Source organism: Actinoplanes hulinensis, assembly GCF_019429605.1.
Lineage (GTDB): Bacteria > Actinomycetota > Actinomycetes > Mycobacteriales > Micromonosporaceae > Actinoplanes > Actinoplanes campanulatus.
The window spans coordinates 447,445-473,294 of the sequence record NZ_JAHXZI010000002.1 but is presented as its reverse complement, the minus strand read 5'-3'; the positions used below and the strand labels follow the sequence as shown (position 1 = coordinate 473,294).

Annotated in this window: 21 protein-coding genes and 2 tRNA genes; 9 read left to right on the top strand and 14 right to left on the bottom strand. The window is 70.5% G+C overall.

Features of this window, described 5'->3' with window-relative positions; all coding sequences use genetic code 11:
- The first annotated feature begins 23 nt into the window (after window positions 1-23).
- Genes sbnA through KZ829_RS05990 form a run of 3 tightly spaced genes read left to right on the top strand, consistent with a single transcriptional unit; the run spans window position 24 to window position 2,186 of the window.
- The gene (gene sbnA / locus KZ829_RS06000; protein WP_183217020.1) at window positions 24-1,022 is read left to right on the top strand and encodes a 2,3-diaminopropionate biosynthesis protein SbnA; all 999 of its coding nucleotides are present in this window, start codon (window positions 24-26) and stop codon (window positions 1,020-1,022) included.
- Between the two features lie 19 nt (window positions 1,023-1,041).
- A complete protein-coding gene (locus KZ829_RS05995; RefSeq protein WP_220142809.1) occupies window positions 1,042-2,010 on the top strand; it encodes an ornithine carbamoyltransferase in 969 nt (322 codons plus the stop codon).
- Between the two features lie 5 nt (window positions 2,011-2,015).
- Window positions 2,016-2,186, top strand: a complete 171-nt coding sequence (locus KZ829_RS05990; protein WP_220142808.1) for a hypothetical protein — start codon at window positions 2,016-2,018, stop codon at window positions 2,184-2,186.
- Window positions 2,187-2,231: 45 nt separating this feature from the next.
- Here KZ829_RS05990 and KZ829_RS05985 read toward each other — a convergent pair whose 3' ends face one another.
- A complete protein-coding gene (locus KZ829_RS05985; RefSeq protein WP_220142807.1) occupies window positions 2,232-3,383 on the bottom strand; it encodes a hypothetical protein in 1,152 nt (383 codons plus the stop codon).
- A 207-nt stretch (window positions 3,384-3,590) separates the two neighbouring features.
- On the opposite strand from KZ829_RS05985, the gene KZ829_RS05980 reads away from it, so the two are divergent.
- Window positions 3,591-4,268, top strand: coding sequence for a 4'-phosphopantetheinyl transferase family protein (locus tag KZ829_RS05980; RefSeq protein ID WP_220142806.1), 678 nt, complete (start codon window positions 3,591-3,593; stop codon window positions 4,266-4,268).
- A 61-nt stretch (window positions 4,269-4,329) separates the two neighbouring features.
- Here KZ829_RS05980 and KZ829_RS05975 read toward each other — a convergent pair whose 3' ends face one another.
- From KZ829_RS05975 to KZ829_RS05965, 3 genes are all read right to left on the bottom strand, one after another.
- Entirely contained in the window at window positions 4,330-7,101 is a 2,772-nt protein-coding gene (locus KZ829_RS05975; protein ID WP_220142805.1) for a helix-turn-helix transcriptional regulator, read from the bottom strand.
- A 98-nt stretch (window positions 7,102-7,199) separates the two neighbouring features.
- Window positions 7,200-8,885, bottom strand: a complete 1,686-nt coding sequence (locus KZ829_RS05970) for a 2-isopropylmalate synthase (protein ID WP_220142804.1) — start codon at window positions 8,883-8,885, stop codon at window positions 7,200-7,202.
- A gap of 31 nt (window positions 8,886-8,916) precedes the next feature.
- The gene (locus KZ829_RS05965) at window positions 8,917-9,273 is read right to left on the bottom strand and encodes a hydroxyisourate hydrolase (RefSeq protein WP_220142803.1); all 357 of its coding nucleotides are present in this window, start codon (window positions 9,271-9,273) and stop codon (window positions 8,917-8,919) included.
- A gap of 224 nt (window positions 9,274-9,497) precedes the next feature.
- Here KZ829_RS05965 and KZ829_RS05960 point away from each other — a divergent pair, with 224 nt between their 5' ends.
- Complete coding sequence (locus KZ829_RS05960) at window positions 9,498-9,644, top strand: hypothetical protein (RefSeq protein ID WP_220142802.1); 147 nt, start codon at window positions 9,498-9,500, stop codon at window positions 9,642-9,644.
- Window positions 9,645-9,714: 70 nt separating this feature from the next.
- Here KZ829_RS05960 and KZ829_RS05955 read toward each other — a convergent pair whose 3' ends face one another.
- From KZ829_RS05955 to KZ829_RS05930, 6 genes are all read right to left on the bottom strand, one after another.
- Window positions 9,715-12,753: an AfsR/SARP family transcriptional regulator gene (locus KZ829_RS05955; protein WP_220142801.1), complete on the bottom strand. Its 3,039-nt coding sequence runs from the start codon at window positions 12,751-12,753 to the stop codon at window positions 9,715-9,717.
- Between the two features lie 545 nt (window positions 12,754-13,298).
- Window positions 13,299-13,375, bottom strand: a tRNA-Met gene (locus KZ829_RS05950).
- A gap of 14 nt (window positions 13,376-13,389) precedes the next feature.
- Window positions 13,390-13,563: a hypothetical protein gene (locus tag KZ829_RS05945; RefSeq protein ID WP_220142800.1), complete on the bottom strand. Its 174-nt coding sequence runs from the start codon at window positions 13,561-13,563 to the stop codon at window positions 13,390-13,392.
- Between the two features lie 706 nt (window positions 13,564-14,269).
- Window positions 14,270-14,343: transfer RNA gene (locus KZ829_RS05940), tRNA-Met, on the bottom strand.
- A gap of 62 nt (window positions 14,344-14,405) precedes the next feature.
- Complete coding sequence (locus KZ829_RS05935) at window positions 14,406-17,351, bottom strand: UPF0182 family membrane protein (RefSeq protein ID WP_246635078.1); 2,946 nt, start codon at window positions 17,349-17,351, stop codon at window positions 14,406-14,408.
- Between the two features lie 127 nt (window positions 17,352-17,478).
- Window positions 17,479-18,507: a YlbL family protein gene (locus KZ829_RS05930; protein WP_220142798.1), complete on the bottom strand. Its 1,029-nt coding sequence runs from the start codon at window positions 18,505-18,507 to the stop codon at window positions 17,479-17,481.
- 159 nt (window positions 18,508-18,666) lie between these two features.
- Here KZ829_RS05930 and KZ829_RS05925 point away from each other — a divergent pair, with 159 nt between their 5' ends.
- Window positions 18,667-19,833, top strand: a complete 1,167-nt coding sequence (locus KZ829_RS05925; protein WP_246635196.1) for a zinc-dependent metalloprotease — start codon at window positions 18,667-18,669, stop codon at window positions 19,831-19,833.
- Between the two features lie 101 nt (window positions 19,834-19,934).
- Here the strand turns inward: KZ829_RS05925 and KZ829_RS05920 are convergent, their stop codons facing one another.
- Both KZ829_RS05920 and KZ829_RS05915 read right to left on the bottom strand, forming a co-directional pair.
- Window positions 19,935-20,531, bottom strand: coding sequence for a hypothetical protein (locus KZ829_RS05920; RefSeq protein WP_220142796.1), 597 nt, complete (start codon window positions 20,529-20,531; stop codon window positions 19,935-19,937).
- Between the two features lie 258 nt (window positions 20,532-20,789).
- Complete coding sequence (locus KZ829_RS05915) at window positions 20,790-21,320, bottom strand: M48 metallopeptidase family protein (RefSeq protein ID WP_188119731.1); 531 nt, start codon at window positions 21,318-21,320, stop codon at window positions 20,790-20,792.
- A gap of 498 nt (window positions 21,321-21,818) precedes the next feature.
- Here KZ829_RS05915 and KZ829_RS05910 point away from each other — a divergent pair, with 498 nt between their 5' ends.
- From KZ829_RS05910 to KZ829_RS05900, 3 genes are all read left to right on the top strand, one after another.
- Window positions 21,819-21,980 (top strand): DUF5679 domain-containing protein, encoded by a 162-nt coding sequence (locus KZ829_RS05910; RefSeq protein ID WP_183217047.1) that lies wholly within the window; start codon window positions 21,819-21,821, stop codon window positions 21,978-21,980.
- 214 nt (window positions 21,981-22,194) lie between these two features.
- Window positions 22,195-23,331: a hypothetical protein gene (locus KZ829_RS05905; protein WP_220142795.1), complete on the top strand. Its 1,137-nt coding sequence runs from the start codon at window positions 22,195-22,197 to the stop codon at window positions 23,329-23,331.
- Window positions 23,332-23,358: 27 nt separating this feature from the next.
- Window positions 23,359-24,705 (top strand): ABC1 kinase family protein, encoded by a 1,347-nt coding sequence (locus tag KZ829_RS05900; RefSeq protein ID WP_220142794.1) that lies wholly within the window; start codon window positions 23,359-23,361, stop codon window positions 24,703-24,705.
- Between the two features lie 274 nt (window positions 24,706-24,979).
- Here the strand turns inward: KZ829_RS05900 and KZ829_RS05895 are convergent, their stop codons facing one another.
- Complete coding sequence (locus KZ829_RS05895; protein ID WP_183217053.1) at window positions 24,980-25,342, bottom strand: WhiB family transcriptional regulator; 363 nt, start codon at window positions 25,340-25,342, stop codon at window positions 24,980-24,982.
- 144 nt (window positions 25,343-25,486) lie between these two features.
- Window positions 25,487-25,822, bottom strand: a complete 336-nt coding sequence (locus tag KZ829_RS05890; protein WP_246635077.1) for a hypothetical protein — start codon at window positions 25,820-25,822, stop codon at window positions 25,487-25,489.
- Window positions 25,823-25,850 lie beyond the last annotated feature (28 nt).

The following is a 25,850-nucleotide window of genomic DNA, read 5'->3' as shown; positions in this document are numbered from 1 at the left end:
CATCCGACCCTTGTGGAGCTACCATGATCGTCGAATCCGCGCTGGACATACAGTTTCCCGACGTATTCCTCGAGCTGTCCGGCTTCCTTCCGGACAGCCGCCTCTATCTGAAGATCGAGGCGATGAACCCGGCCGGCTCGATCAAGTTCAAGCCGGCCCTCGCCATGGTCGACGACCTGGAACAGCGTGGCCTGCTCCGGCCGGGCAGCCGGATCATCGAGTCGTCCTCCGGCAACCTCGGCATCGCGCTGAGCATCGTGTCCAACGCCCGGGGATACCGCTTCACCTGCGTCACCGACATGAACACCGCCCCGGCCACGATCGAGCTGATGCGGGCGTACGGGGCCCACGTCGTCGTGATCGACAAGCGGGACACCAACGGTGGCTACCTGTCGATGCGCCTGAAGTACCTCCAGGACCGGATCCGGGCCGACCCGGCGCTGGTCTGGCCCAACCAGTACGCCAACCCGATCAACACGATGGCGCACTACCACACCACGGCGGCCGAGATCCTCAAGGAGTTCCCGCAGGTCGACGCGGTGTTCGTGGGCGCCGGCACGACCGGGACGCTGACCGGCTGCGCGCAGTACTTCGCCCGGCACCGGCCGGAGACGAAGGTGTTCGCGGTCGACATCATCGGGTCGACCACGTTCGGGACGCCGCCGGGCCGCCGGCACATCCCGGGGCTGGGCACCAGCCGTACGCCCGCGATCGCCTCCCTGCAACACGTCACCGACCTGGTGATGGTCTCCGAGCACGACGCCGTACAGGCCTGCCGGCGGTTGCGTGACCGCCACTGGCTGCTCGGCGGCGGCTCGACCGGCGCGGTGCTCAGCGGGGTGGCCGCCCGCGCCGGGATGCTGCGCCCCGGTTCGGTGGTCGTGGCGATCAGCCCCGACCTCGGCGACCGCTACGCCGGCACCCTGTACGACCCCGGCTGGCTCGCCGAACGCGGACTCGACCGGCCCTCGGCGCCGGCCGGCCTGCTCGAGCCCGCGGGCTCCTACTCCGAAGCCCACTGACCAGCACACGGAGGAACCCATGTCCCTGTCCGAAGCCTTCACCGGGTTGCCGCCCCGGCGCGACCCGCGCGGGCTGCTCTCCCTGGCCGACCTCACCCCGGACCGGCTGGCCGCGCTGGCCCGCCGTTCCGTCGAGTTCTACCGTGATCCCACCGCACACCGCGATCCGCTGCGGGGGCTGCTCGTCGGTGTGGTCTTCACCCGTACCTCCACCCGGACCCGGACCGCGTTCACCGTGGGCGTCGAACGGCTGGGTGGCCGGGCGGTCGGCTACGGTCCCGGCGATCTCCAGACCAACACCGGCGAGTCCATCGCCGACACGGCCCGCATGTTCGGGCTGATGCTGGACGGCATCGTCACCCGTACCGCCGGGCCGCTGGCCGACATGCGGGAGCTGTCCGCGGAGAGCGGCCTGCCGGTGGTCAACGCGATGGCCGCCGAGGAGCACCCGACCCAGGGTGTCTGCGATCTGGCCACGATCCTGCTGCACCGCGGCTCGCTGGACGGGGTGCGGGTGCTCTACGTGGGTGAGGGCAACAACACGGCGACCGCGCTGGCCCAGGGGCTCAGCAACTTCGCCGACGCCCGGCTGCACCTGCTCACCCCGGACGGCTACGGGCTGCCCGAGGACGTGCTGAAGGAGACCACCGCCCGGGCGTCCGGCAACGGCGGCTTCGTCACCGAGTCGCACGACGCGTCGGCCGTGCCGGCCGACATCGACTTCGTCTACACCACGCGCTGGCAGACCACCGGCACGAGCAAACCCGACGCGTCGTGGCGGGAGACCTTCCGGCCTTTCCACATCGACGAGACATTCCTTTCCGGTACGCCGGGAGCGCTCTTCCTGCACGATCTGCCGGCACATCGGGGTGAGGAGGTCTCCGGAGCCGTCCTGGACGGGCCCCGCTCGGTGGCGTGGTCGCAGGCGCGGATGAAGCTGTGCAGCGCGATGGCGGTGCTCGAGTACGCGTTCGCCGGGCAGGACTGATCACCGTGGGCGCGGACGATGCGGTGACCCGGATCGCCGGCCTGCTGCGCTCGGCCCATTCCCTGCGGGTCCGTTCGGCGATGCGCCAGGCCGACGAGATCCTCGCGTCGGTGGCGCCGGCCGACCGGGCCACGGTCCTGGACCGGGCCATCCACCTGGCTCTCCTCGACCGCTAGACACGACGAGGGGCTCACCCGTGGGGTGAGCCCCTCGTCGTGTGCTCAGCCGAGCGCCCCGGTCACCCGGAACACCTGCGGGCCGGTGAGGGACAGCTTGCCGGCCGCGTCACGGCCCTCGGCGACCATCCACAGCCCGCCGCCCGGGATCGGCTCCAGGGCCTCCACGTTCGTGGTGGTCGGGAACGGCCCGGCGATGCTCTGCCAGGCCGAGCCGGTCCACTTCCGCAGCGCGCCGCCGGGGATCTTGTCGTTGCTCCAGCGCGGTTGCAGGGCCGCGTACCAGTCGGCGCCGTACTTCACCACGCCGGTGCGCCAGACGCCGCCGTCGGTGCTCGCCGGGTCACCACAGATGTCGGTACGGGTGAAGCCGCCCCCGGTCGAGCGCAGCGTGATGCCGCACAGCGGACCGGTACCGCTGGTCAGCTTGGTGCCGGTGATCCACAGGTCGCCGGGCGCACCGTTCACCACGCTGGCGCGGCCGGCGCCGTCCGGCATCGGCACGGTGGTCCAGGTCTGCCCGTCGAAGCGGGCGGCGTTCATCCGGAACGTGTTCACGGCCGGGTAGGCGGTGCCGACCACCCAGACCTCGGTGTCGCTGATCCTACGGACGGCCTCCGGGCTGTTGGTCCTGCTGGCCTCCGGCAGCCGGGCGAACGTCCAGGCGGTGCCGTCCCAGTGCCCGGCCGCCGCGTGGAAGCCTCCGCCGGTCCGGTCCCGCCCGGCGACCCACACGTCGTCGTGTGCGACGACGTGAACGGCGTCGGTCTGGAACCTCACCCCGGGCGCGGAACGTTCGGTCCAGGCCGAGCCGTTCCAGTGGTAGGCGGAGAAGGTGTAGTCGTTGCCGGTGGCCGCGAAGCTCCACTGGTCGGACGGCGAACCGCCGGCGTAGGACGGCGTGCCGCCCGCCGCGTGGGGCGGCACCACGAGCTCGGTCCAGGCCGTGCCGTTCCACTGGAAGATCTGGTTCCGGACGGTGCACTCGAAACAGATCTGCGGCTCGGTCCCGGCGTACATCAGCGCGGAGTCCGGGCCGAAGACCTGGATCCGCGCCGAGGCGATCTTGCGGTATTCCCCGAGCGGCACCGGAACGGCCTGCCAGGAGGCCGCCGCGGCGGGCTGCTGGACGACGCCGACCAGGCCGGCGGCCAGCAGCACGGCGGCGGCCACGATACGAGAGGTTCGACGGATCAAGAGGGTCACTCCCCACGTGAGGTGTTGGAACGCCCAGTGTCGAATCCGGATCTATCGGTGTTTTATATCCGCTGCCCCTAGCCGGCGGCAGGGTACCCCGGCTCCGGTTCCAGGCCGCCGGACCGGCCCTTAATGTGGATTCATGTCCATTGTCGAGAAGGTTGGGCCCCGTCCGCCGGCGTGCGCCGAACCGGTATCGGGGACGTCATGATCGAGACCATCCTGCCCGGTGCCGTCACCGCGGTCGACACCTTCGCGGACCCGCCCCAGGCGACGCTGTTCCCCGAGGAGGAGTCGCTGATCAGCGCCGCCGTGCACAAGCGGCGTGCCGAGTTCACCACCGGCCGCTGGTGCGCCCGCCAGGCGATGCGGCGGATCGGGCACCACCCGTCGGCGATCCTGCCCGGCCCGCGCGGCGAGCCCCGCTGGCCCGACGGACTGGTCGGCAGCATCACCCACTGTCCGGGGTACCGTGCCGCCGTCGTCGCGCCGGCCGCGCGCGTCACCACCGTCGGCATCGACGCCGAGGTGCACGAGCCGGCCCCGCCCGGCGTGCTGGAGGCGGTCTCCCAGGCGGAGGAGCGCGACCACCTCGCGGCGCTGCGGCGCGACCATCCCGGCGTGCACTGGGACCGCCTGCTGTTCAGCGCCAAGGAGTCGGTCTACAAGGCGTGGTACCCGCTGACCGCCCGGTGGCTCGACTTCGAGGACGCCCGCGTCACCTTCTACCCGGCGACGGCCACCTTCACCGCCCGGCTCGACGTCACCGGGCCGCGCCTGCACGGCGCCGACCTGACCGGTTTCACCGGCCGCTGGGTGATCGGCAACGGCCTGCTGGTCACCGCCGTCACGATCCTGGAACCGGCTCTGGCCACCGCCGCCTGAGCACGGAACGAAGGAACGCCCGGCCGTTCGGCCGGGCGTTTCCCATCGGTGCGGGCGGGCGTCAGCCGGTCACGACGTGGTCCCGCACCAGGTGCGCCGGCAGATCGGTACGGCGGGTGACGTTGAGCTTCCGGTAGATCCGGGTCAGGTGCTGCTCCACGGTGCTGATCGTGATGTACAGCTTCTTGGAGATCTCCCGGTTCGTGTACCCGTCCGCGGCCAGGACGGCCACCCGCCGCTCGGCCTCGCTCAGCGTCGTGGCCGGGGTGGGTGGCGCGACCGCCTGCGTCCTGGCGTCGTCCGTGCCGCCCGGCTCCGGGTTCAGCGCCGCCAGCAGCGGCTCGGCCTCGAGCTTCTCGACCAGGGCGCGGGCCCGCTGGGCGATCATGCCGGACCGCCGCGGCTCGCCCAGCGCCTGGAACGCGTCGGTGAGGTCGATCAGCGCGCGGGCCTGCTCGTACTCGTCGACGGTCTGCAACTCCACGGCCTGGCGCAGGAACATCGGGCGGTGGCGCAGTTCGCCGGCCGCCGCGTACAGGCGCATCGCCATGCCCTGCACCCGCGGGTTCTCCTTGCCGCAGCGGTGCAGTTGCTCCTCGACGAGCTTGTGCGCCCGGTCCGGCCGGCCCAGCCGCAGCAGCGCCTCGGCGGCGTCCACCCGCCACGGGACCAGCCCGGGCGTGTCCAGCTGCCACCGGCCGGCCAGCTCGCCGCAGTACTCGAAGTCGCGCAGCGCCAGGTGCAGCTGCCCGATCGCCATGCTGTACCGGCCGCGCGCCTGGAGATAGTGCAGGCCGTACCGGGTCTGGAACATCTCCTCCGGCACCGGCTGGTCGAGCTGCTCACGGACCAGGTCGTAGCGGCCCATCGCGGTGGCCGCGATCATCATGGGCGCCGCCACGGAACCGATCGCGACACCCCAGCTGGTCGGCGGCATCACCTCCAGGGCGAGCCGCGCATGGCGTACCGCGGCCGGCAGGTCACCCATCCGCAGCGACACCTCGGCACGGATCGCCGACAGGCGGGCCAGCCTGCTGGGCGCGCGCCGGGTGACGGCCTCCTCGACGAACAGGTCGCACCAGGACGCCGCCTGGTCGGACCAGCCGCCGTAGGTGAGCGCCAGCAGCGCGCTCTCCACGGTGTCGAGGCTCATCTCGTCCAGCCGGGAGTTGTGCAGGATCCGGCCGACCGCGGTGGCGATCTTCTCGGACGGGCCCCGGGTGAGGACCGTGGCCAGGGCGGACGCCGCCTCGAGCCGATGGCTGGAGGCGACCGTCGACACCGCCGGGGGCCGCTCGGCGGGCTGGCGCAGCAGGGCGAAGAACGACGGGTACGTCGAGCGCAGCAGCGGCCGCGCGATGGCCAGCTCGGTGAGGCCCTCCTGGTCCAGGTCGTCGCCGGCCTCGTTGAGGTGCTCGAACACCGACCGCGCGTCGGTGAACCGGCCGTCCCACAGCAGCGCCTTGGTCAGCGCCAGGGCGTCGCCGCCGCGCAGGTGGCCCCGGCGCAGGGCCGCGGTCAGCTCGGGCAGGTAGCCGGTCGAGGTGCCCGGGTTGATCCGCCAGGCGGCCCGCAGCATGGTCGTCATGATCTTCGCGCGGTGCTGCTCGTCGCCGCAGGCCTGCCAGGCCAGCCGCAGGTAGCGCATCGCGGCGTCCACCCGGCCCTCGCGCAGCGCCCAGCGGGCGGCGTCCTCGAGCACCGGGACGGCCCACCGTTCCTCGGCCCGTCCGGCGCCGAGGAGCTGGTCGGCGACCACCCGGCTGGGCGCGCCGCCGTGGTGGGCCAGGACCGCGGCCCGGCGGTGCAGCTCGCACCGCTCCTCGCCGTCGATCTCGGCGAGCACCGCGTCGCGGGCCACCGGGTGCCGGAACTCGCCCTGGTGCAGGATGCCGGCGGCGGTCAGCGCCCGTACGGCCTGGCCGATCTGTGCCGTCTCGACACCGATCAGCTGGTCCAGGAAGGCGGCCCCGGGCAGGATGGCGGCGCCGCGGGCCACCCGGGCCAGGCGCGGGTCGGCGCGGTGCAGGCAGGAGACGACCGCCCGGGCGTAGTGGCCGCCCGCGACCGGCTCGTCGTCCGGGGCGCCGCCCTCGGCCAGGATCTGCCGGTGGTCCTCGATCAGGCCGGCGACCAGCAGCGGGTTGCCGCCGCTGAGCTGGTGCCAGCGGACCGCGGTGCGCTCGGCGTCGTCGTCGGCCAGCACGCCGGAGGCCATCCGCCGTACGCCCTCCGCGGTCAGCGTGGCGAGCGTGAGGTGGGCGCCCTGCGGGGGCCGGCTCAGCGCCTCCAGTTCGAGAGCAGGCTCGTCCGGGCGCCCGTGCCCGGAGTGGCTGAACACCACCAGCATCGGCGCGAACCGAACCCGCCGGGCCAGGTAGGCCAGGCAGAGCACGGACGCCGGGTCGGCGTGGTCCAGGTCGTCGACGACGACGACCAGCGGATAGCGCTGGGCCAGATCGAGCAGGACGGTGCAGAGCCCGTGCACGATCTGCGGGTCGAGACGGGCGGCGCCGTCCGGCCCGGCCGGGATGCTCTGCGCACCCTCGTGCAGCAGGTCCATGGCGCGCCGGCTCTCCTCGGCGACCAGCGGGGCGTCCATCAGCAGCTGCCCGAAGACGCCGAGCGGCAGGTTCCGTTCGGCACGCGAGCCGACCGCGGTGATGGCCAGGCCGTTCAGGTCCAGGACCCGCTCGGCGAACGTGTTCAGCAGTTCGGTCTTACCGGTGGCCACGGAACCCGTGACCATCGCGACCCGTCCCTTTCCGGCGACGGCGGCGGCGAGCATGCCGTCCAGCACCGCCGTCGCGGCGTCCCGTTCCACCAGTTCCATGATCTTCCCTTGTTAGCGGTATCGACCTGTGACCCGAACGCTACGGGTGCTCCTTGTCGATGCGTTATCTCCTACTTATCGCCCGTGACCTGGGGTTATCAGCTCGCTCTGGCGAGTGGGGCGGTGCTGCGCGGGCGCTCGGCGGTGCGGCCGAGCCGGGCCGCGGCGGAGCGGACCGCCGCCAGGATCGCGGTCTCCACGTCGTCGTCGACGGCGACGCCCCACAGTGGCCGGTCGCCGGTCCGCAACTCGGCGTAGACGCCGGTCCCGCCGGTGTTCGCCAGGCCGGTCCCGGTCCGGTGCACGGCCCGCAGATCGATGCGCCAGGCCGCGAGGCGCTCCTTGACCCGTTCCACCGCGTCCGTCCGGACCGCGCCGACCTCGAAGGCAGCGCCGTCGATGTGGACCACCACCGACACCCCGGGCGGCGGCAGCGGCACCGGCAGCAGCGGCCGGGTGACGTACTCGCGGGTGAACAGCTCGACGATCCGGTCGGCGCCGATCGGGCCGCCCTCGGCGTCGGCGCGGGCCTGCACCAGCGCGGCGAACTCCAGCTGGAGGTCCCGGGGCATGTTGAGGCCGAGGTGGGAGCTGATCACGTACGCCACCCCGCCCTTGCCGGACTGGCTGTTGATCCGTACGACGGTCTCGTAGGTGCGCCCCACGTCGCCCGGGTCGATCGGCAGATAGGGGATCTCCCAGCCGGTCGCCCCGGTGCGCTTGCGCTCGTCGAAGCCCTTCTTGATGGCGTCCTGGTGCGACCCCGAGAAGGCGGTGTAGACGAGGTCACCGGCGTACGGATGCCGCGGGTGCACCGGGATCCGGGTGCACTCCTCGACGACCCGCCGGACCTCGTTGATGTCGGAGAAGTCGACGCCCGGGTCGATGCCCTGGCTGAACAGGTTGAGCGCGAGCGTCACGAGGTCGACGTTGCCGGCCCGCTCGCCGTTGCCGAGCAGGCATCCCTCGATGCGCTGGGCCCCGGCCAGCAGTGCCATCTCGGCGGACGCCACGCCGGTGCCCCGGTCGTTGTGCGGGTGCACCGACAGGCAGACGTGCTCGCGGCGGCTCAGCCCGCGGTCCATGTACTCGATCTGGTCGGCGAACACGTTGGGGGTGGACCGTTCCACCGTGGTCGGGAAGTTGAGGATGATGGGGCGGCCCGGCCCGGGCTGCCACACGTCCATCACGGCCTCGCAGACCTCCAGCGAGAAGTCCAGCTCGGTGTCGTTGAACAGCTCCGGCGAGTACTGGAAGCCGAGGTCGCAGCCGGCCAGGGTGCGGTCGGCGTATTTGAGCATGAGCCGGGTGCTCTGCACCGCCAGTTCCTTGCACTCGGCCCGGTCCATGCCGAAGACCACCCGGCGGAACTGCGGCGAGGTGGCGTTGTAGATGTGGATGGTGGCCCGCGGCGCGCCCTCCAGGCTCTCCACGGTCCGCCGGATCAGCTCGTCCCGGGCCTGCACCAGCACGGAGATCCGGACGTCGTCCGGGATCAGGTCCTTCTCGATGAGCAGCCGCAGGAAGTCGTGGTCGTCCCGGCTCGCGACCGGGAACCCGACCTCGATCTCCCGGTAGCCCATCGAGGTCAGCAGCCGGAACATCCGCAGCTTGCGCTGTGGGCTCATCGGGTTGGCCAGCGACTGGTTGCCGTCGCGCAGATCGGTGGAGAGCCACCGTGGGGCCGAGGTGATGGTCCGCCCTGGCCAGGCGCGCTCCGCGTTCGTCACCGGCGCGGCCGGCCGCACGTATTTCTCCACCGCCCGCCGAAACTGTTCCGACATGACTCTCCCTGATTTCCGCAAACGGGACTTCTCAGCCCCGGAATCCAAAATCCATCGAGTACGAATAAGGCGCGAGCCGCACCTGGATCCGGCAGCTGTCGGACTCGTCGGCCAGCCGCACGACGACCGAGACCTCCTTGTAGGCGGTGCTCAGCCCCAGCATGGCGAAATAGGCGTCGCTGTCGAAGACGATCTGGTACGGCCCCCGCCCGAACCGTTCCGCGGTCCAGTCCTTGATGCAGCCGTCGCTGTCCGTCTCCGTCTCGTCGACGGTCAGCCAGTCTTCGAGTTCCCGGCCGAGATCCGAGATCCTCCGCTGAAGGCGTACCTGAACACCGGCTGCCGGCCGCCCGTAGACGACGTCCACTGCTTGCGCGGAGATACTCATGAGGCCTCACCCTGCCGTCGTTTCCGTGGCGTCACCGCCCCTTGGCGCCATCCTCGGTTATCGCGTTATCGTCACGCATTCTCTTCGTTATCGCCGGACCGGCCGCCGATAGAAGCCGCCGACAAACCATTTGATAACTCGTCGATAGGGGTGGTCCATAACGTCTTCGGTGTCGACACGGAATGCACCGGGTCGGAAAACCCCTACCGAAGGATGACCTTCCCATGCGCTCTTTCGCCCGCTTCGCCCTGGCCGCCGTCGCTGGAATCGCCTTCGCCGTTCTCGGCGCCGGCGCCGCGCAGGCCGACGACACGGCGACGCCGGACACCACCCAGAGCACCCCGACGACGCTCAGCCACCCCTGGACCTGAAATCAGCCTCGCCCGCGAAAAGGGGAAAGGCATCCGGTCGGATTCCTTTCCCCTTTCCTGTACGGACGGATCAACCGATGCTGCATCGCCCGTTCACCCGCGCGAGCACGGTCAGCACGCTCTCCTCCAGCACCGGGGCGCGCATCTCGCGGAACATGTCCCGGGCCCGTTCCAGATGGGTGATCGCCGTCTCCCGGTTCCCGCTCGCGAGTTCCAGTTCGCCGAACCGGTATTCGAATCTCGCCTCGAGGATCGGCATGCCGCTGGTGGCCGCCCGCTCCCGGCCGGTGGACAGGGCCACCCGGGCCGCCGCGTGGTCGCCGCCGGCCAGATGCGCGGCGCCTAATCCGAGCAGCACGTACGACTCGCCGATCACATCGCCGAGATCCCGCGTCGCGGCCAGCGCGTCGTTGAAGACCGTCACCGCCTCGAGCACGTCATCGGCTTGGAGATGGGCCTGACCGAGCCGGGACAGCGCCTGCGCCTCGATCCGCCGGCTGCCGGCCCGGCGGCTGACGTCGAGCGACTCGACGAGCAGGGCGGTGGCCTTCGCCGGCTCCCCACGATCCAGCTCGACCTGCGCCATGTTCTGCAGGACGTACGCGGTCGCGGTCACGTCGTCGACCCGGCGCAGGACCGTGAGCGCCTGCTCGTACCGGCGGTATGCCTCACCGAGTTCGCCGTCCATCCGCTCCAGATAGGCGAGGTGCCGGTTCGCCACCGCCGCGCCGTGTTCCTCACCGAGTGCCTCGAACAGCGCCACGGCGTCGTCCAGGCACCGGCGCGCGTCGGCGAGCCGGTTCTCCACGACACCCAGGGAACCCATCGAGTACCGGATCGCCGCCTGGCCGAACCGGTCTCCGGCCTGCTGCGCGGCGGCCAGAGCGATCTCGTTGGTCTCCCGCCAGTCGTTGAGATAGTCCCGCGACTCGAACAGCATGACCGCGGTGATCGTCAGACCCCAGGAGTAGTCGGCGGCGCCCACCTTGGCCGCCTGGCGGATCGCCGCCACGATGCACTGCCGTTCCCGTTCGAACCAGTCGAGCGGGTCGCTCAGGATCCGGTCGGTGGCCCGCGGCGGAAGCTGCCAGCTCGCCGCCCGGCTGTGCAACGGATTGCCCTGCCCGTAGAACTTGCGGTGCGCCTCCTCGGCGAGGAACAGCATCCCGCCGAACGCGCGCCGCAGCGCGGCGGTCCGCTCGGCCAGCGGCTCCTCGGCGGCCAGGCGCTCCCGGGCGAAGACCCGGATGAGGTCGTGCATCCGGTACTGCCGGTGCCGGCTGTGCTCGGTGCCGACGGTCTCCACGAGCTGCGCGTCCACCAGCTCGTCGAGCAGGTCGTGGGCATCCGGCAGCGCCTCGTCCAGCAGGGCGGCGCAGACCCAGGCCGAGAAGTCCGGGCAGTCCACGACGGCGAGCAGGCGGAACAGCCGCCGGGCCGGCTCGCTGATGTTGTCGTAGGTGATCGAGATGCTGACCCGTACGCCCATGGCGCCGTGGTTCAGCTCGTCGAGCCGCCGCGACTCGTTCTCCAGCCGGTCGACCAGGTCCTCGACCGTCCAGTGCGGACGCGCCGACAGCCGCGCCCCGGCGATGCGCAGGGCGAGCGGCAGCCGTCCGCAGAGGTCGATGAGCTCCTCGGACGCCTCCCGCTCGGCCCGGACCCGGTCGTCGCCGGCGATCCGGGCGAGCAGGTCCAGGCACTGCGGCGGTTCCAGCACGTCGATGTCCACGTGCACGGCTCCGGGCAGGGCGCCGAGCCGGCTGCGTGTGGTGATCAGCACGGCGGTACGCGGATTGCCCGGCAGCAGCGGCAGCACCTGGGCCTCGGATCCGACGTTGTCGAGCACGACCAGCATGCGACGGTCGGACAGCAGCCCGCGGTACATCTCCGCGCGCTCCTCCAGCCCGTCCGGGATCGAGGTGCCGGCCACCCCGAGCGTCCGCAGGAACCGCTCCAGGATCTGCATCGGGCTGACCCGGTCGGAGCTGCGGCCGTGCAGGTCGGCGAAGAGCTGCCCGTCGGGGTAGCGGGGCGCCAGCCGGTGCGAGACGTGGACGCCCAGCGCCGTCTTGCCGATGCCCGGTTTGCCGGCCACCACGATGATCGGCACGGCCAGCTGGCCGGTGTCCGCCGCGGCCATCGCGAGCTGCAACTGGATCGCGTCGATCTGCCGGCTGCGGCCGGTGAAGTCGGCGATGTCGGTGGGCAGCATGCACGGGACCGGCTGGCCGGGGCGGGCCGGAGGCGCCGGATCGGCGAGCGCCCGGATCGGTTCCGGCTCGCCGGCCACGATGCCCAGGGACGGCACGTCCGGCCCCGGTACGGCGATCGGCGCGGCGACGGTGACCGCCTCGGGCGCGCTGAGGTCGGCGTCCGAGGTGAGGATGGAGCGTTCCAGCTGCTGCAACCACTCGCTCGGCTCCAGGCCCAGTTCGTCGATCAGCGTGCGGCGGGCCGCGCGATAGGCGTCCAGCGCCTCGGCCTGCCGCCCGGAACGGTAGAGCGCCAGCATGAGCTGGCCGCGCAGTCGCTCCCGTAGGGGATGGGCGCCGACCAGGCCGACCAGCTCCGGGATCACCTCGCGGTGCCGGCCCAGCTCCAGGTCGTACTCGATGCAGTCCTCGTTGACGGTGAGCCGCCGCTCGGCGAACCGGTCGGCGACCATCCGCAGCGGCTCGCTGTCGAGCCCGTCCAGCGCCGGGCCGCGCCACAGGCCCAGCGCCTCCCGGTAGCGGGCCGTCGACTCCTCCCGGCGACCGGCGTTGCCGGCGGTCCGGGCCTCCTGAACGAGCCGTTCGTAACGGTGCAGGTCGATGTCGATCCCGGTGGGCACGAGCACGTACCCCTGATTCCGGGTGGCGATGGCCTTGGGATGGCCGTGCGAGCCGAGCAGCCGGCGCAGCGCGGAGACGCAGATCTGCACCTGGACCCGGGCGCTGGACGGAAGGCCCTCGCCGTAGACCGCTTTCATCAGGCGGTCGATGGAGATGACCGTTCCGGCTTCGAGAACGAGGCTGGCCAGAACGATCTGCTGACGGTTACCGCCGATGTCGAGGCGCTGACCGTCGAGGACCGCTTCCAGCGGTCCCAGTACGTGAAACTCCATGGGCGCCCCTTACCGCCCACCAGGTGGTAGTCGTTGCGCCGGGATATCGTCTATGTGCCCCCTTCTGTCGTTTGGATCCGCATTTCTCGGGCCGAAGACGGGTCGCCGGTGGATTCGTGTCCGCAAGTCTCTGTCCCCCATGAGTCGCCCCGAGCCTACGAACTATCCGAAGTGGTCGCCACCTCTTGCCCACTAATCGGATACCAACTGACCAGGACATAGTGCCCGATCTATCGGTTACGCCCATTGGAGGCGCTCCGACCAGGCGTGGCGCCGCGAATGCGATCACTCTCACGGCATTCTCACAGGAACGTTCTGAGCTGCGATTTCGACGATGCTGGCGGGTTACGGCGACGTTACCGGCCGATGTCGATCAAGAAGAGTGAACGACGCTGTGGCGACTTTCCGACAGGTGGACACCTACGAAACGAATACGCATTCACTCGTTCTGGCCTTTCGGGGCCACGCCGGAATGGACAGCGAACGGATCAAGCCCCGGAGAAACGGAAAACGCGGCCCGTCTACTGACGAACCGCGTTTTCCGTTGGTAGCGGGGACAGGATTTGAACCTGCGACCTCTGGGTTATGAGCCCAGCGAGCTACCGAGCTGCTCCACCCCGCGTCGGTAGGTAAAGCTTAGCTCGTCCTCCACGGGGCCCGCACACCACCCCCCTCGCAGGCGGCGCGATGCCGTCCACGCAGGGAAAACAGGGGTACGAGGTCGAGCACCAGTCCGGCCACCGCGACCGCCGTGACCCTGCCGGCGCCGGGGCGGAACGGGGTGAGGTCGGCGGCCGTGACGGTAGTCACGCCCAGGATCGCCGTGACGGCAGCCCGGGCCCACGGGCGACGCACCGTGAGCGCCCACCAGACCGGAAGGTGAGCGTGCGGCGGATGGGCGTGGGCCAACCGACCAGCAGAGTCACCGGTGCGAACGGGCTGGAGTAGCACGGTGCGCCGTCTGTGGGTCCAGGCTGCCGTTACGAGGCCGCGGAGGTCATTGTGCGTGCGCTGATCGGTGCGGACGGGCTGGACCTGGAGCAGCGGGCGGAGGATCAATCGACCAGCAGGGTCACCGCCGATAGCCGGCCGGATCACAGACCAAGCCCCGCGCGTGGGACAGCCGGAGCATCGCCGACATCCACGACCCCGCCCATCCACTGAGCCTCCCCGCGTGGGGCCGGCCAGCGCATCGCCGATGTCTACGAGCCCGCTCATCCCGCCGAGTCCGGTGCGCGATGGCCCGGGGTCAACCCCAGCCCGGAGACGTACCCGGCGTCCCGCCGAGTCCGGCGCGCGAGGGCCTGGGATTCGCCGGCGAGAAGTGGCTACAGGCCGAACGGGAGCGCACAGAGACGATGTCGTGGCCACGCTACGAGCCGGGCGACAGGTCGCCCGGCGGGACCGCCCACCCAGCGCGATCACCGCACCGTGGGGTCTGGGGCTCGGGCCCCAGGAGGCCAATACGAAGAAGGGGCCCGGTCCGCGTTTCCGCGAACCGGGCCCCTTCTATTCGTAGCGGGGACAGGATTTGAACCTGCGACCTCTGGGTTATGAGCCCAGCGAGCTACCGAGCTGCTCCACCCCGCGTCGGTTTCTTAACCCTAGCGCATCGGCTCCGGGGGCCGCAAAACGGCCCCCGGAGACGATCGTCACCCGCCCGATGTACCCGACGGGCTGGCAGCCGTGGACGGGCTCGGCGACACGCTGGGCGCGGCACCGGGCTTGTTGGCCGCCTGGAAGCGGGCCAACGCCTCGTCGAGGGCCTTGAGCGCCTCGCCCTCCTTGACGAAGTCGCCGGCCTGCTTCGCGGCGCGCAGGTCCTCGATGGCCTTGTCGACGTCCGCGGCCGCCTGGGCCAGCTCGGCGCTTATCTGGCCGGGCGGCTGGTTCGTGGTCGGCGGTGTCGTCGGGGTCGTCGGGGTGCCGCCGGTGCTGGGCGCGCCGACCTTACCGAGGGCCGCGAGCGCTTCGAGACCTTCGGTGAGGTTGTCCTCGAGGACGACGTAGTTGCCGGCGTCACCGTAGGAGATCAGCACCTTCTGGAGCAGTGGCGCCGTGTTGCCCTGGCTGTCCCGCACGTAGACGGGCTCGACGTACAGGATGTCGTCGGCCAGCGGCAGCGAGATCAGGTTTCCGTAGAGGACCGTGGCCTGGCCACCACGGGTGAGAAGGGTCAACTGCTGGGAGACGGAGGAGTTGTTGACCATCCGCTGATGCACCTGGACCGGACCGGGAACGACCGTGTTGTCGGGCAGCTCGAGAACCTCGAGCCGGGGTTGCCCGTCGATGTAGGAGCCGGAGATCAGGGCCGCCATGTTCTCCCGGTTGGCCGGGGTGACCCCGGAGGTGAGCTGGAACCGGGTCTCCTGCTGCTCGGGCAGCTTGACGTTCAGGTAGAACGGCGGCTGCTTGCCGCTCGACGGCGAGTCCGGAGCGTCCGGAACCTGCCAGAAGTCGTCGCCGGAGAAGAACGTCCGCGCGTCGGTGACGTGGAACTTGGTGAGCAGGTTGCGCTGCACCTTGAACAGGTCGGCCGGGTAGCGGAAGTGCTCGGCGAGCGCCGCCGGGATCTGGCTCTTCGGGACGATCAGGTCGCCGCCGAACGCCTTGTTCCACGCCTTGAGGACCGGGTCCTGCTCGTCGAACTCGTAGAGCGTCACGGTGCCGTCGTACGCGTCGACGGTCGCCTTGACCGAGTTGCGCATGTAGTTGACGTCGTCCTTGGCCAGTGCGAAGGAACCGGTGCCGGTCAGCTCGTCACGCGTCTCGGTGGCCAGGTTGACCTTCTGGGCGTACGGGTAGGTCTTCGCGGTCGTGTAGCCGTCGAGGATCCAGGTGATCCGCCCGTTGACGACGGCCGGGTACGGGTCGCCGTCGATGGTGAGGAACGGCGCGACCTTGGCGACCCGCTCACGGGGCTCCCGGGTGTACATCAGCCGGGAATCGGCGTTGACCGCGTCGGAGAGCAGGAAGTTGCTCTCGGTGTTCTTGATCGCGAACACCATCCGCCGGAAGAACGACCCGATCTCGACGCCGCCCTTGCCCTCGTACGTGTAGAGCAGGTCACCGCTGCTCGCGTTCTGCTCCTGCGGCCGGTCGAACTCGACGTTCTTCGTCTTGTCCTCCTGGCCGACGATCACGTACTCGGTGGACTGCTCGCCGTAGTAGATCCGCGGCTGCTCCGCCTTGATCAGGTCGGTCGCTTCGGCGCAGTCGGTCTGGACCTGCCCACCGCCGCCGAGGAAGCCGGACACGAAGTACGGCAGGCCGGTGCCGCAGACCCGGTTGGCCGGCGCCGCCACCAGGCCGTAGCCGTGGGTGTAGACGGTGTGCCGGTTGATCCAGTTGCGCTGCTGGGCGGTGAGCTTGTCGTCGTTGATCTCGCGGGCGCCGACCACGTAGTCCTGGCTCTTGCCGTCGATCGTGTAACGGTCGACGTCCAGCTTCTCGCCGAAGTCGTAGAAGCCACGGGGCTGCTGGGACTGGGTGAACGCCTGGGAGACGAGCTGCGGGTCGACCAGCCGGACGTTCTGCGCGCTGGTGTCGGCGGCCAGCGTCTCCGGTGGCCGGGCACTGCGGGCCGCGTACTGCGTGACGTCGGTGTTCTCCAGCCCGAACGCCGCCCTGGTCGCTTCGATCGACCGTAAGATGTAGGGCGACTCCTTGTCCGAGAGGCTGGGCTTGACCTGGAAGTTCTGCACCGCCAGCGGATAGATGCCGCCGATCGCCACGGCCGAGATGGCCAGCAGGGCGAGCGAGACACCGGGCCAGACCAGGTTCCGCATCACCGCGTTGGAGAAGACGATGATCGCGATCGCCACCACCACGGAGATGTAGGCGAGGATCTCCTTGGCCGGCAGCAGCGCGTTGACATCGGTGTAGCCGGCGCCGTAGAGATCCGGCGACACGTGCTTCTCCAGCAGCAGGGCCCGCCGGTCCAGCACGTAGGCCACCGCCTTGAGCAGCACGAAGACCGCGACCAGGGTGGTCAGGTGGGCGCGGGCCGCCACGGTCATCCGGTCGCCGACGCCCTGGAGGCGCACACCGCCGAAGATGTAGTGCACCGCCAGCGCGCCGAGCACGGACAGCACCACGGCCGTGAAGCCGAGCCCGAGCAGGTAGCGCAACCACGGGTACTCGAACACGTAGAACGAGATGTCGACGTTGAACTGCGGGTCCGGGACGCCGAACGGCTCGCCGTTGCGGAACAGCATCCAGTCGCTCCACCGGCTCTGCGCGGAGAGGCCCGCGAAGAAGCCGATGACCAGACCGGTCACCGCGATCCACGTGCCCAGGCGCGGGGCGAGGATCATCCGGTAGCGCTCGAGGGTGGCCTGTTCGGCGGAGTGCGGGCGCAGCAGCGGCCGCAGACGGTACGCCAGGTAGAGGTTTCCGGCGACGATCAGGGTCATCACCACACCGACCGCCACGAACAGGACGAGGCGGGTCAGCAGCACCCCGGAGAAGACACTCGTCTTCTGAACCTCGGAGAACCACAGATAGTCGGTGTACGCGTCGATACCCCAACCGAGCAGCGTGAATAGGATGAAGACCCCGACCAGGACGCCGACGGTGACGCGACCGCGCCGGCTCATCCTCGGTAGAGGACTGTTACGCATGACCACGTTGGCTCCACACTTCCTCTGGCCGGTTCTTCACCTTACGATGTCCCATCCAGCTTCGATACGCGGCAGAACTGTCTCGTCACTCCCGGCACACGCATCACGATGCCGAGCACGGCTTCGGGGCGTTGCCGGAGGTGAAGGCCTGTAGCGCGGTGAGCGCGTCGTCCACCGTGGCCACCTCGGCCATCGGCAGGCCGGGCACGGCGTTCTTCAGAGCCTCCGCACAGTTCCCCCGGGGGACCAGGAAGAGCTCGGCGCCGGCCTTCTTCGCGCCGACCAGCTTCTGCGGGATGCCACCGATCGGACCGACGTTGCCGTTGTCGTCGATGGTGCCGGTGCCCGCGATCACCTTGCCGCCGGTCAGATCCTCGGGGCGCATCTTGTCGATGATGCCGAGGGTGAACATCAGGCCGGCGCTCGGTCCACCGATCTTGTCGAGGTCGATCTCGATCTCGTACGGGTTGGGCTGCTTGGTGTCGATCTCGATGCCGATCCGCGGCGTGCCGTCCTTCTCGTCGGCGCGCGAGGTGATCTGCGCCGTGGCGGGCTGCCCACCCCGGGTGTAGGCGACGGTCAGGGTCGACCCGGCCGGCTTGCTCCGGACCACCTCGGCCACCTGGGCACGGCCGGTGATCGGGGTGCCCTCGACCGCGGTGATCACGTCGTCCGCCCGCAACACGCCCTCGGCCGCTCCGCCCGGGGTGACCTTGGCCACGTAGACCTGCACCGGGTAACCGAGCTCACGCAGAGCCACCGTCTCGGCGCTGCTCTGCGACTGCTTCCACTCCTGCGCGTTCTGCTCCTGGACCTGCTTCTCGCTCTGGTCCGGCGGGTAGATCAGCTCACGCGGCACCACCGCGTCGGAATCGCTCAGCCAGCTGCGGATCGCCTGGACCAGCTCCACCTGTGACTGCACGTTGACGGTGGTCAGGCGCAACTGCCCGGCCGACTTCGAGGTCTCGCCCTTCGTGACCTGAATGACCTCGGTGCCGTTGTCCGAACCGAGGGTGTCGACCGTGGGGCCGGGCTTGAGCACCACGTAGGGCATCGGTGCGACCATGACACCGGCAGCCAGGAGTGCGGTGATCAGGGCGCCGAGGATGACGGTGACACCGCGACGTCTCATGCGCGGAAGCGTACCCACCTTCTCTGAGTTCTCTCTGAGCTGACACCGCCCTCGGTCCGCTACGGGGTATTCGCGCGTACCGTGGGGGTCGTGCCTGATATCCCGTTCGGCTTCTCCCTGCCGGGCGCTCAGCCGCCCGACCCCTCCGACCCGCAGCAGATGCAGCAGTTCATGGCGCAGCTGCAGCAGATGTTCGCCGCGCCCGGCAGTGGCCCGGTCAACTGGGACCTGGCTCGACAGGTCGCCGCCAGCCAGCTCTCGGCGTCCGGTGACCCAGCGGTGAACATGCTGGAGCGCCACCAGGTCGAAGAGGCGCTCCGCCTCGCCGATCTCTGGCTCGACCCGGTGTGTGCGCTTCCCAGCGGCATCCACAAGTCCGTGGCGTGGAACCGCAACGAGTGGATCTACAACACTCTCGACGTCTGGAAGAAGCTGTGCGAGCCGATCGCCGGCCGGATGGTCGGCGCCATGGGCGACCTCGTGCCCGAGGAGGCCCGCGCCCAGCTCGGCCCGATGCAGTCGATGGTCGCCACGCTCGGCGGCGCGCTCTTCGGCGGCCAGCTCGGCCAGGCCTTCGGCCAGCTCGCGGCCGAAGTCCTCTCGGCCGGTGACATCGGCCTTCCGCTCGGTCCGGCCGGCACGGCCGCGCTGGTCCCGTCCAACATCAAGGCGTACGGGTCCGGCCTCGAGCTCCCGGAGGACCAGGTCCGGCTGTACGTGGCGCTGCGCGAAGCCGCCCACCAGCGGCTGTTCGGGCACGTCCCGTGGCTGCGGGCACACGTGCTCAGCGCCGTGGAGACGTACGCGAGCGGCATCACGGTCAACCGGGAGGCCATCGAGGAGGCCATGAGCCGCGTCGACCCGAGCGATCCCGAGTCGATGCAGGCGATGGCCCTGGAGGGCATCTTCACTCCGGAGGACACCCCGCAGCAGAAGGCCGGGCTGGCCCGGCTGGAAACCGCGCTCGCCCTGGTCGAGGGCTGGGTGGGCCACGTGGTCGACGCCGCCGCGGGGGACCGTCTGCCGTCGGTGGCCGCGCTGGGCGAGGCGTTCCGCCGCCGCCGGGCCGCCGGTGGGCCGGCCGAGCAGACCTTCGCGGCCCTGGTCGGCCTGGAGTTGCGCCCACGCCGTCTGCGCGAGGCCGGCGCCCTGTGGGCCGCCGTCACCGAGCACCGCGGCATCCCCGGCCGGGACGCCCTCTGGGACCACCCCGACCTGCTGCCCACCAACGACGACTTCGCCGACCCGGCCGCCTTCGCGCGCAGCCGCAACGACTGGGACATCAGCGAACTCGAGGGCCTCGAAGACGGCCCGACCGAGGACTGACCTGCCCGGGGCGCCGACCAGGCGCCCCGGCCCAGGGCGATCCTCAGCCGCCGGCCCAGGACCGTGGTGATCCTCAGCCGCCGGCCCTGATTGTGGTGATCTCAGCCGCCGAGCAGGGCGCGGGTGTTCTCCCAGCCCTCCAGGGCCGGGTCGAGGGTGGCCAGGTCGGCCGGGCCGCGCAGGCGGCGCCACTGCGGGGTGGAGGTGACCTCGCCGGGGGCGGGCGCGGTCTTCCGCAACGCCGAGGCGGACCCCTGATCCAGGTCGTGGTCGGCCAGCCATTCGGGCGCGGGCAGGCTGGTGGCCACCCCGAAGAGGCCGCCACCCGGACCACCCGCGGCCACCGCGACCGCTTTGCCGTCGAGCGGGCGGAGCAGCTTGCCCAGCGTCATCCCGGGCACATCCGGGGCGTCGGCGGCGATCACCGCGGCCTGATCGAAACCGTCCTCCGCGGCCGCCCGCAGCACCGGCAGCACGGTCGGCGCCGGGATCTCGTAGATGCGCATCCCCGGCCAGGCGATCTCCTCGGCCAGGTCCCGGTCCCCGGGAGCCGCGGCGATCGCGGCCTCCGCCTGGGCCAGCCGGGCGAGCAGGTCGACCACGTCCTCGGCCATGGCGGTCCGCCAGGCGACCCGGTCGACACCCGGCGGGCTCCACGGAACCGGAACCAGCATCGCCACAACCACCCGCCGCGTCACGCCGTCACCCTACCGACCGGCGCCCCGCTCCCACCCGCAACACCGAACCCTGCCAGAGCGGTCTCAGAGCCAGCCGGGAACCACTCGGCTGTCTCGGGGGAGACGAGGCTCAGCGCGAGTCGGGCGCTGAGGGTGACCCACCACAGCGATCTCACCGGGCGGGACCGGCCCGTCACGCCGCAGGCGCGCCGCGGCCGGGAGTGGGCAGCGAGCCGGGACCTCCCGTCCAGGGGACGCGTAGGCGTACCGATGAAGGGGTTATTCGGCCATCACGAGCGTGCCGGCCGCAGAGACGCCTTCCAGATAGCCTCGGGCGCGTTCGGCCTTGGGGAAGCGGTTCACCAGGTCCCAGAAGCGGGCGTTGTGGCTGGGCACGACCAGGTGGGCGAGTTCGTGCAGCAGCACGTAGTCGATGACCCAGTCGGGCATCTCCTGGATGCGGTGGGAGATGCGGATGGTCGCGTCGTCGGGGGTGCAGGAACCCCAGCGCCCGTTCTGGTTGGTCACCCAGCGCACGCTGGCCGGCACCACCCGGTCGGCGTGATCGGCCAGGTAGCGGCTGGTGAGGCGGCGGGCGCGGGCCAGCAACTCGGCGTCGGTGCACCGCAGGCGTTCCTCGCGGGCGGCGAGCCGGGCGAGCATGCGCTCCACCCACTCCGTCTCCTCCGCACGGGAGAAGCGGTCCGGGATGAGTACCACGACTCGCTCACCGTCGCGATACGCGGACACCGTCCGTCGCCGGCGCTGACTGCGCCGCACTTCCACGACAGGCTTGCGCGCGCGGGCCATTACCGGCTCGCGCGGCCCAGATTCGGGTTCACGTTGAGACGCTAATCCGCCGCACCCGGGTCACCGCAAGAGTACGGACAATGACTGTCACGGAAAATGCGCACTTCGCCCGCATATACCCGAAAAAAATTTCCCCACCGGCAACAGTGGTGACATCCGTCAACCTAGACCATCGTCGACTCAATCACCCAACCGGCCCACCTGTCCGGTTTATGCCTCTACGACGAGAATTGTCGGCGTGTCTGGGCAAAACAGGCTATAAAGGGTACTTAGGACCGGCACACTCACGTCGTCGGCGACACCGCCGACGCTGCGCTGACATGGAACCGTCTTGACCTGGGTAAGTGAGCGCCCCGGATGGGGAGCACACGACCACCCGGACAGGGGTGGCCACATCCGCGTGGCCGCATCGCGGTCCAGCGCCGCAGAGAGGTTCGCGCCCGCCGCCGCGAACAGAGGCACCGGGCCGGGCGGCCGACGATACGACGAGGAGGAACCGTGGCCGAAACCACCTACAACGGCTACTGCGTCAAGTGCAAGGAGAAGCGTGACTTCCAGGGCAACGTGGAGGTCTCCAAGACCGGCATGAACATGGCCAAGGGCAAGTGCCCGGTCTGCGGGACGACGATGAACCGGATCCTGGGCAAGGCCAAGGCGTGAGCCGCCACCACCGGGGAGGAGCCACCACGGCCACCTCCCCGGTGGAGCGGTGACCGATCGCCCGTAACCGTGTCCGCTCAGACACGTTGAGTCAACTGGGACCCGACCGGCCTGTGGATAACTAGCCCCGAACCTGTGGACAACCGCAGTCGTGGCACTCGGGCCTGTGGATAACATCACCACTGCGCAGCTTCGCAGTGACACCCTGTCATGCATGAACCGGACACCGCTGCCCCGGCCCACCCTGGTTCCGGGTCTGTCCCGCTTCTGGCGCACCGCGGGCGAGCTGCAACTCGGGCTCGATCCCGCGCACGCGGTGCTGCTGCGGCTACCCGATTCCCGGGCCGCCCGGCTCCTCGATCTGCTGGACGGCGACCGGGCCGAGCGGCTCGTCCTGGTCCGGGCCGCCGAGCTGGACATCCCACCGGCCGACGCCCGCACCCTGCTGGACCTGCTGCACGAGGCGGGCCTGGTGCTGCCCGCCGCCTCGTTGCTGCCCGCCGCCCTGCCGTCGGTCGTCCGGGACCAGCTCACCGCCGAGGCCGCGGCTCTCGCGCTGGGTCGCGCCGCCCGTTCCCGCGGGCCGGGCGCCGACCGGTCCGGCCCGTCGCCCGCTCAGATCCTGCGCCGCCGCCGGGAGGCCCGCGTGGTGCTCACCGGCCGCGGCCGGCTGGGCTCGACCATCGCGGTCGCGCTGGCCCAGGCCGGGGTGGGGCACGTGTTCCCGGACCTGGCCGGGGTGGTCGGGCCGACCGAGATCACCGGCGCCCCGCTGCTCGCGTCCGACGTCGGCAGCCCCCGCCACGAGGCCGTCAGCGCGGCGCTGGAGCGGATCGTGCCGGGCACCGGAGTGCACCCGATCCGGCGTACGCCCGCTTCGCTCGTCATCCAGTTGGCCCACGACGAACCGCCCGCCCTCGTCGCGGCCGGGCACCAGGCACGCCGTCAGCCGCATCTGTCCGTGACGGTGCGCGACGGCGCCGGGGTGATCGGGCCGCTCGTGCCGGCCGCCGGCGCGCCCTGTCTGAACTGCGTAGACCTTCATCGCCAGGATCGGGACGACGGCTGGACCGGGATCGCTCCCCCGGCCGCCCCGGACGGGATCGAGCCGTGCACGGTGACCACGCTGCTCGCCGCCACGGCCTACGCGACCGCCGAGGCTCTCGCCTTCCTGGACGGGGCCGCTCCGGAGACCCTCGGCGCCGCCGTGGAGATCTCCACGGCCGGCCGGTTCCGGCGCCGAACCTGGCCGCCGCACCCCCGATGTGGTTGCCAGAGGGGTCGGCGGAGGCCAACCTTCACCGGACCTTCACCGCATAACCACCAAACCACCTTCGGGCGGGCGGGGTGAGGACCGGACGTCGGTCACAATGATCTGGTGACGGACATACCGCGCCGCGCCGCTTCCCGGACGGCGAAGCTCGCCGCACTTCCGCTCGGTTTCGCCGGGCGTGCCGCCCTCGGTCTAGGCAAACGTGCCGTCGGCATAGCCTCCGACGTCATCTCGGCCGACATTCAACAGCGCACCGCCGAGCAAATCTTCAGCGTGCTGGGGCAGCTCAAGGGCGGGGCGATGAAATTCGGTCAGGCCCTGTCGGTGTTCGAGGCCGCGCTGCCCGAGGAGATGGCTGGGCCCTATCGCCAGGCCCTGACCAAGCTCCAGGAGGCCGCGCCGCCGATGCCGGTGGCCAACGTGCACAAGGCGCTGGCCGAGCAGCTCGGCCCGGACTGGCGGGACCTGTTCGCCGAGTTCGATGACGGCCCGGCCGCCGCCGCCAGCATCGGGCAGGTGCACCGGGCCGTGTGGAAACTGCCGCCGGCCCGGCGCAACGCGAAGCCGAAGCTGCTGCCGGTGGCCGTGAAGGTGCAGTACCCGGGTGCTGGCGACGCCCTGATCGCCGACCTCAAGCAGCTTTCCCGCCTGGCCGGCATGTTCAAAATCATCCAGCCGGGCATCGATGTGAAACCGCTGCTGGCCGAGCTTCGTGAGCGGATCACCGAGGAGCTCGACTACGAGATGGAGGCGGAGACACAGCGGGCGTTCGCGGAGGCGTACCGGGACGATCCGGAGATCTTCGTGCCCCGGGTGGTCGCCTCCGCCCCGCGGGTCCTGGTCACCGAGTGGGTGGACGGCACCCCGCTGGCCGATGTGATCACCGGTGGCTCGCCGGCCGAGCGGGACGAGGCGGGCCGGCTCATGGCCGTCCTGCACTTCTCGGCTCCCGGCCGGGCCGGTCTTCTGCACGCCGACCCGCACCCCGGCAACTTCCGGATCCTGCCCGACGGCCGGCTCGGCGTCATCGACTTCGGCGCGGTGGCCCGGCTCCCCGAGGGCCACCCGGAGCCGATCGGCCGACTGGTCCGGCTCGCCCTCGACGGCCAGGCGCAGGCGGTCGTCGACGGGTTGCGCGACGAGGGTTTCGTCAAGGCGACCGACGATCTCGACGCCCAGGCGCTGCTCGACTTCCTGCTGCCGATGATCGAGCCGGTGGGGGCCGAGCGGTTCCGGTTCACCCGGAGCTGGCTGCGGTCGGAGGCGACGAGGCTGACCAATCCCCGGGGCCCGGCGTACCAGCTGAGCCGGCGGCTCAACCTGCCACCGTCCTACCTGCTCATCCACCGGGTGACCCTGGGCTCGATCGGGGTGCTCTGCCAGCTCGAGGCGGAGGCGTCCTATCGCGAGATCCTGGAGGAGTGGTTACCAGGGTTCGCGCCGATCACGTGAAAACGGCCCGTCCGCTGCTGCGGACGGGCCGTTTCATTCCATCAGGGTCGGTTGTCAGAGCCCGACGCCGCGGTCACGGGAGGCCCTGCTGCGGGCGTCCATGGTGATCTGGCGGGCGGAGCGGTAGGCCTCAGGTGCACGGTCACTCTGAGGCCGACGCATTCGGGCACGGGACAACGCTTCTTGGATGAGTCTCATCTTCGGGGCTCCACTCGGGTTCATGTCGTTACTCGGCTTTCGGATTTCGATCTCGGGCTTGGGGAGGGTGTGCATCTCAGGCCGCCAGACGGACCGAGCTGCGGGTGTCGAGACCGTTCGCGGCGAGCCGCTCCTCGACCTCGACAGCCAGCTCGGCGTCGCGAGCGACGTCGGCCTTACGCGGACGACCACGGGGCCGCTTGCGCGGAACCACGGCGCCACGCTCGAAGATCTCGCCACCCCAGACACCCCAGGGCTCCGCACGGTCGACCGCACCGGCCAGGCACTCGGCGCGCAGCGGGCAGTCCCCGCAGAGCGACTTGGCCAGCTCCAGCTGGGCCGGGGAGTCGGAGAACCACAGGTCCGGGTCGAACTTCCGACAGGGCAGGTTCGCCTCGATGTCGACGCTCACGTCGATCGGGGCCAGCGCCAGACTCATAAAGCCCGGTCACCTCTCTCTTCTTCTCGATCTTCTGGATCGTGTTTCGGGTCATGCACCGGCCGGTTGGGCCGGAAAAAGATTTGAGGCCGCGGATCCCATTTCTGGGTTCCGCGGCCTCGAGGTGAGCCGGAGGTCTGTTTGTCAGACCGGCCTTCCTCGAGGCGGGACACCGCTGCCACCATCCGTGTAGCGCTTGCCGGAGATGGTGATGTTGCTGCCCTTGAAACCAGTTGTCCCGTTGCTTCCACCCATGCGCACCAGGGTCGCTTTGCCCAGCTCGGCCTGGACGCGGACCTGGTGCTCCCGCGGAGCCGGGACGAGCGCTGCCGCGGTCGGCAGGGCCCGGACGGGCTCGAACGGGGTCCGCTCAGCGGCCATCAGCGCCAACGGAGCGGCGGTGGCGGGCAGTGAGGCGGACAGAGGCCAGGCAGCAGTCAGCAGCATCGACGGATTCGTCATCGTGATGTTGAGCTTCATCGGTGCCACCTCCCTCTCCATGACCTTG

What these genes read in the sequence shown, in the direction of transcription:
- KZ829_RS05980 (WP_220142806.1), top strand. Translation starts at nt 3,591, where the DNA reads ATGATCGAGACCATCCTGCCCGGTGCCGTCACCGCGGTCGACACCTTC.
- KZ829_RS05925 (WP_246635196.1), top strand. Translation starts at nt 18,667, where the DNA reads ATGCAGCAGTTCATGGCGCAGCTGCAGCAGATGTTCGCCGCGCCCGGC.
- KZ829_RS05895 (WP_183217053.1), bottom strand. Translation starts at nt 25,342, where the DNA reads ATGAGTCTGGCGCTGGCCCCGATCGACGTGAGCGTCGACATCGAGGCG.
- KZ829_RS05935 (WP_246635078.1), bottom strand. Translation starts at nt 17,351, where the DNA reads ATGAGCCGGCGCGGTCGCGTCACCGTCGGCGTCCTGGTCGGGGTCTTC.
- KZ829_RS05960 (WP_220142802.1), top strand. Translation starts at nt 9,498, where the DNA reads ATGCGCTCTTTCGCCCGCTTCGCCCTGGCCGCCGTCGCTGGAATCGCC.
- KZ829_RS05915 (WP_188119731.1), bottom strand. Translation starts at nt 21,320, where the DNA reads ATGGCCCGCGCGCGCAAGCCTGTCGTGGAAGTGCGGCGCAGTCAGCGC.
- KZ829_RS05965 (WP_220142803.1), bottom strand. Translation starts at nt 9,273, where the DNA reads ATGAGTATCTCCGCGCAAGCAGTGGACGTCGTCTACGGGCGGCCGGCA.
- KZ829_RS05905 (WP_220142795.1), top strand. Translation starts at nt 22,195, where the DNA reads ATGAACCGGACACCGCTGCCCCGGCCCACCCTGGTTCCGGGTCTGTCC.
- KZ829_RS05890 (WP_246635077.1), bottom strand. Translation starts at nt 25,822, where the DNA reads ATGAAGCTCAACATCACGATGACGAATCCGTCGATGCTGCTGACTGCT.
- KZ829_RS05995 (WP_220142809.1), top strand. Translation starts at nt 1,042, where the DNA reads ATGTCCCTGTCCGAAGCCTTCACCGGGTTGCCGCCCCGGCGCGACCCG.
- KZ829_RS05970 (WP_220142804.1), bottom strand. Translation starts at nt 8,885, where the DNA reads ATGTCGGAACAGTTTCGGCGGGCGGTGGAGAAATACGTGCGGCCGGCC.
- KZ829_RS05955 (WP_220142801.1), bottom strand. Translation starts at nt 12,753, where the DNA reads ATGGAGTTTCACGTACTGGGACCGCTGGAAGCGGTCCTCGACGGTCAG.
- KZ829_RS05975 (WP_220142805.1), bottom strand. Translation starts at nt 7,101, where the DNA reads ATGGAACTGGTGGAACGGGACGCCGCGACGGCGGTGCTGGACGGCATG.
- KZ829_RS05930 (WP_220142798.1), bottom strand. Translation starts at nt 18,507, where the DNA reads ATGAGACGTCGCGGTGTCACCGTCATCCTCGGCGCCCTGATCACCGCA.
- sbnA (WP_183217020.1), top strand. Translation starts at nt 24, where the DNA reads ATGATCGTCGAATCCGCGCTGGACATACAGTTTCCCGACGTATTCCTC.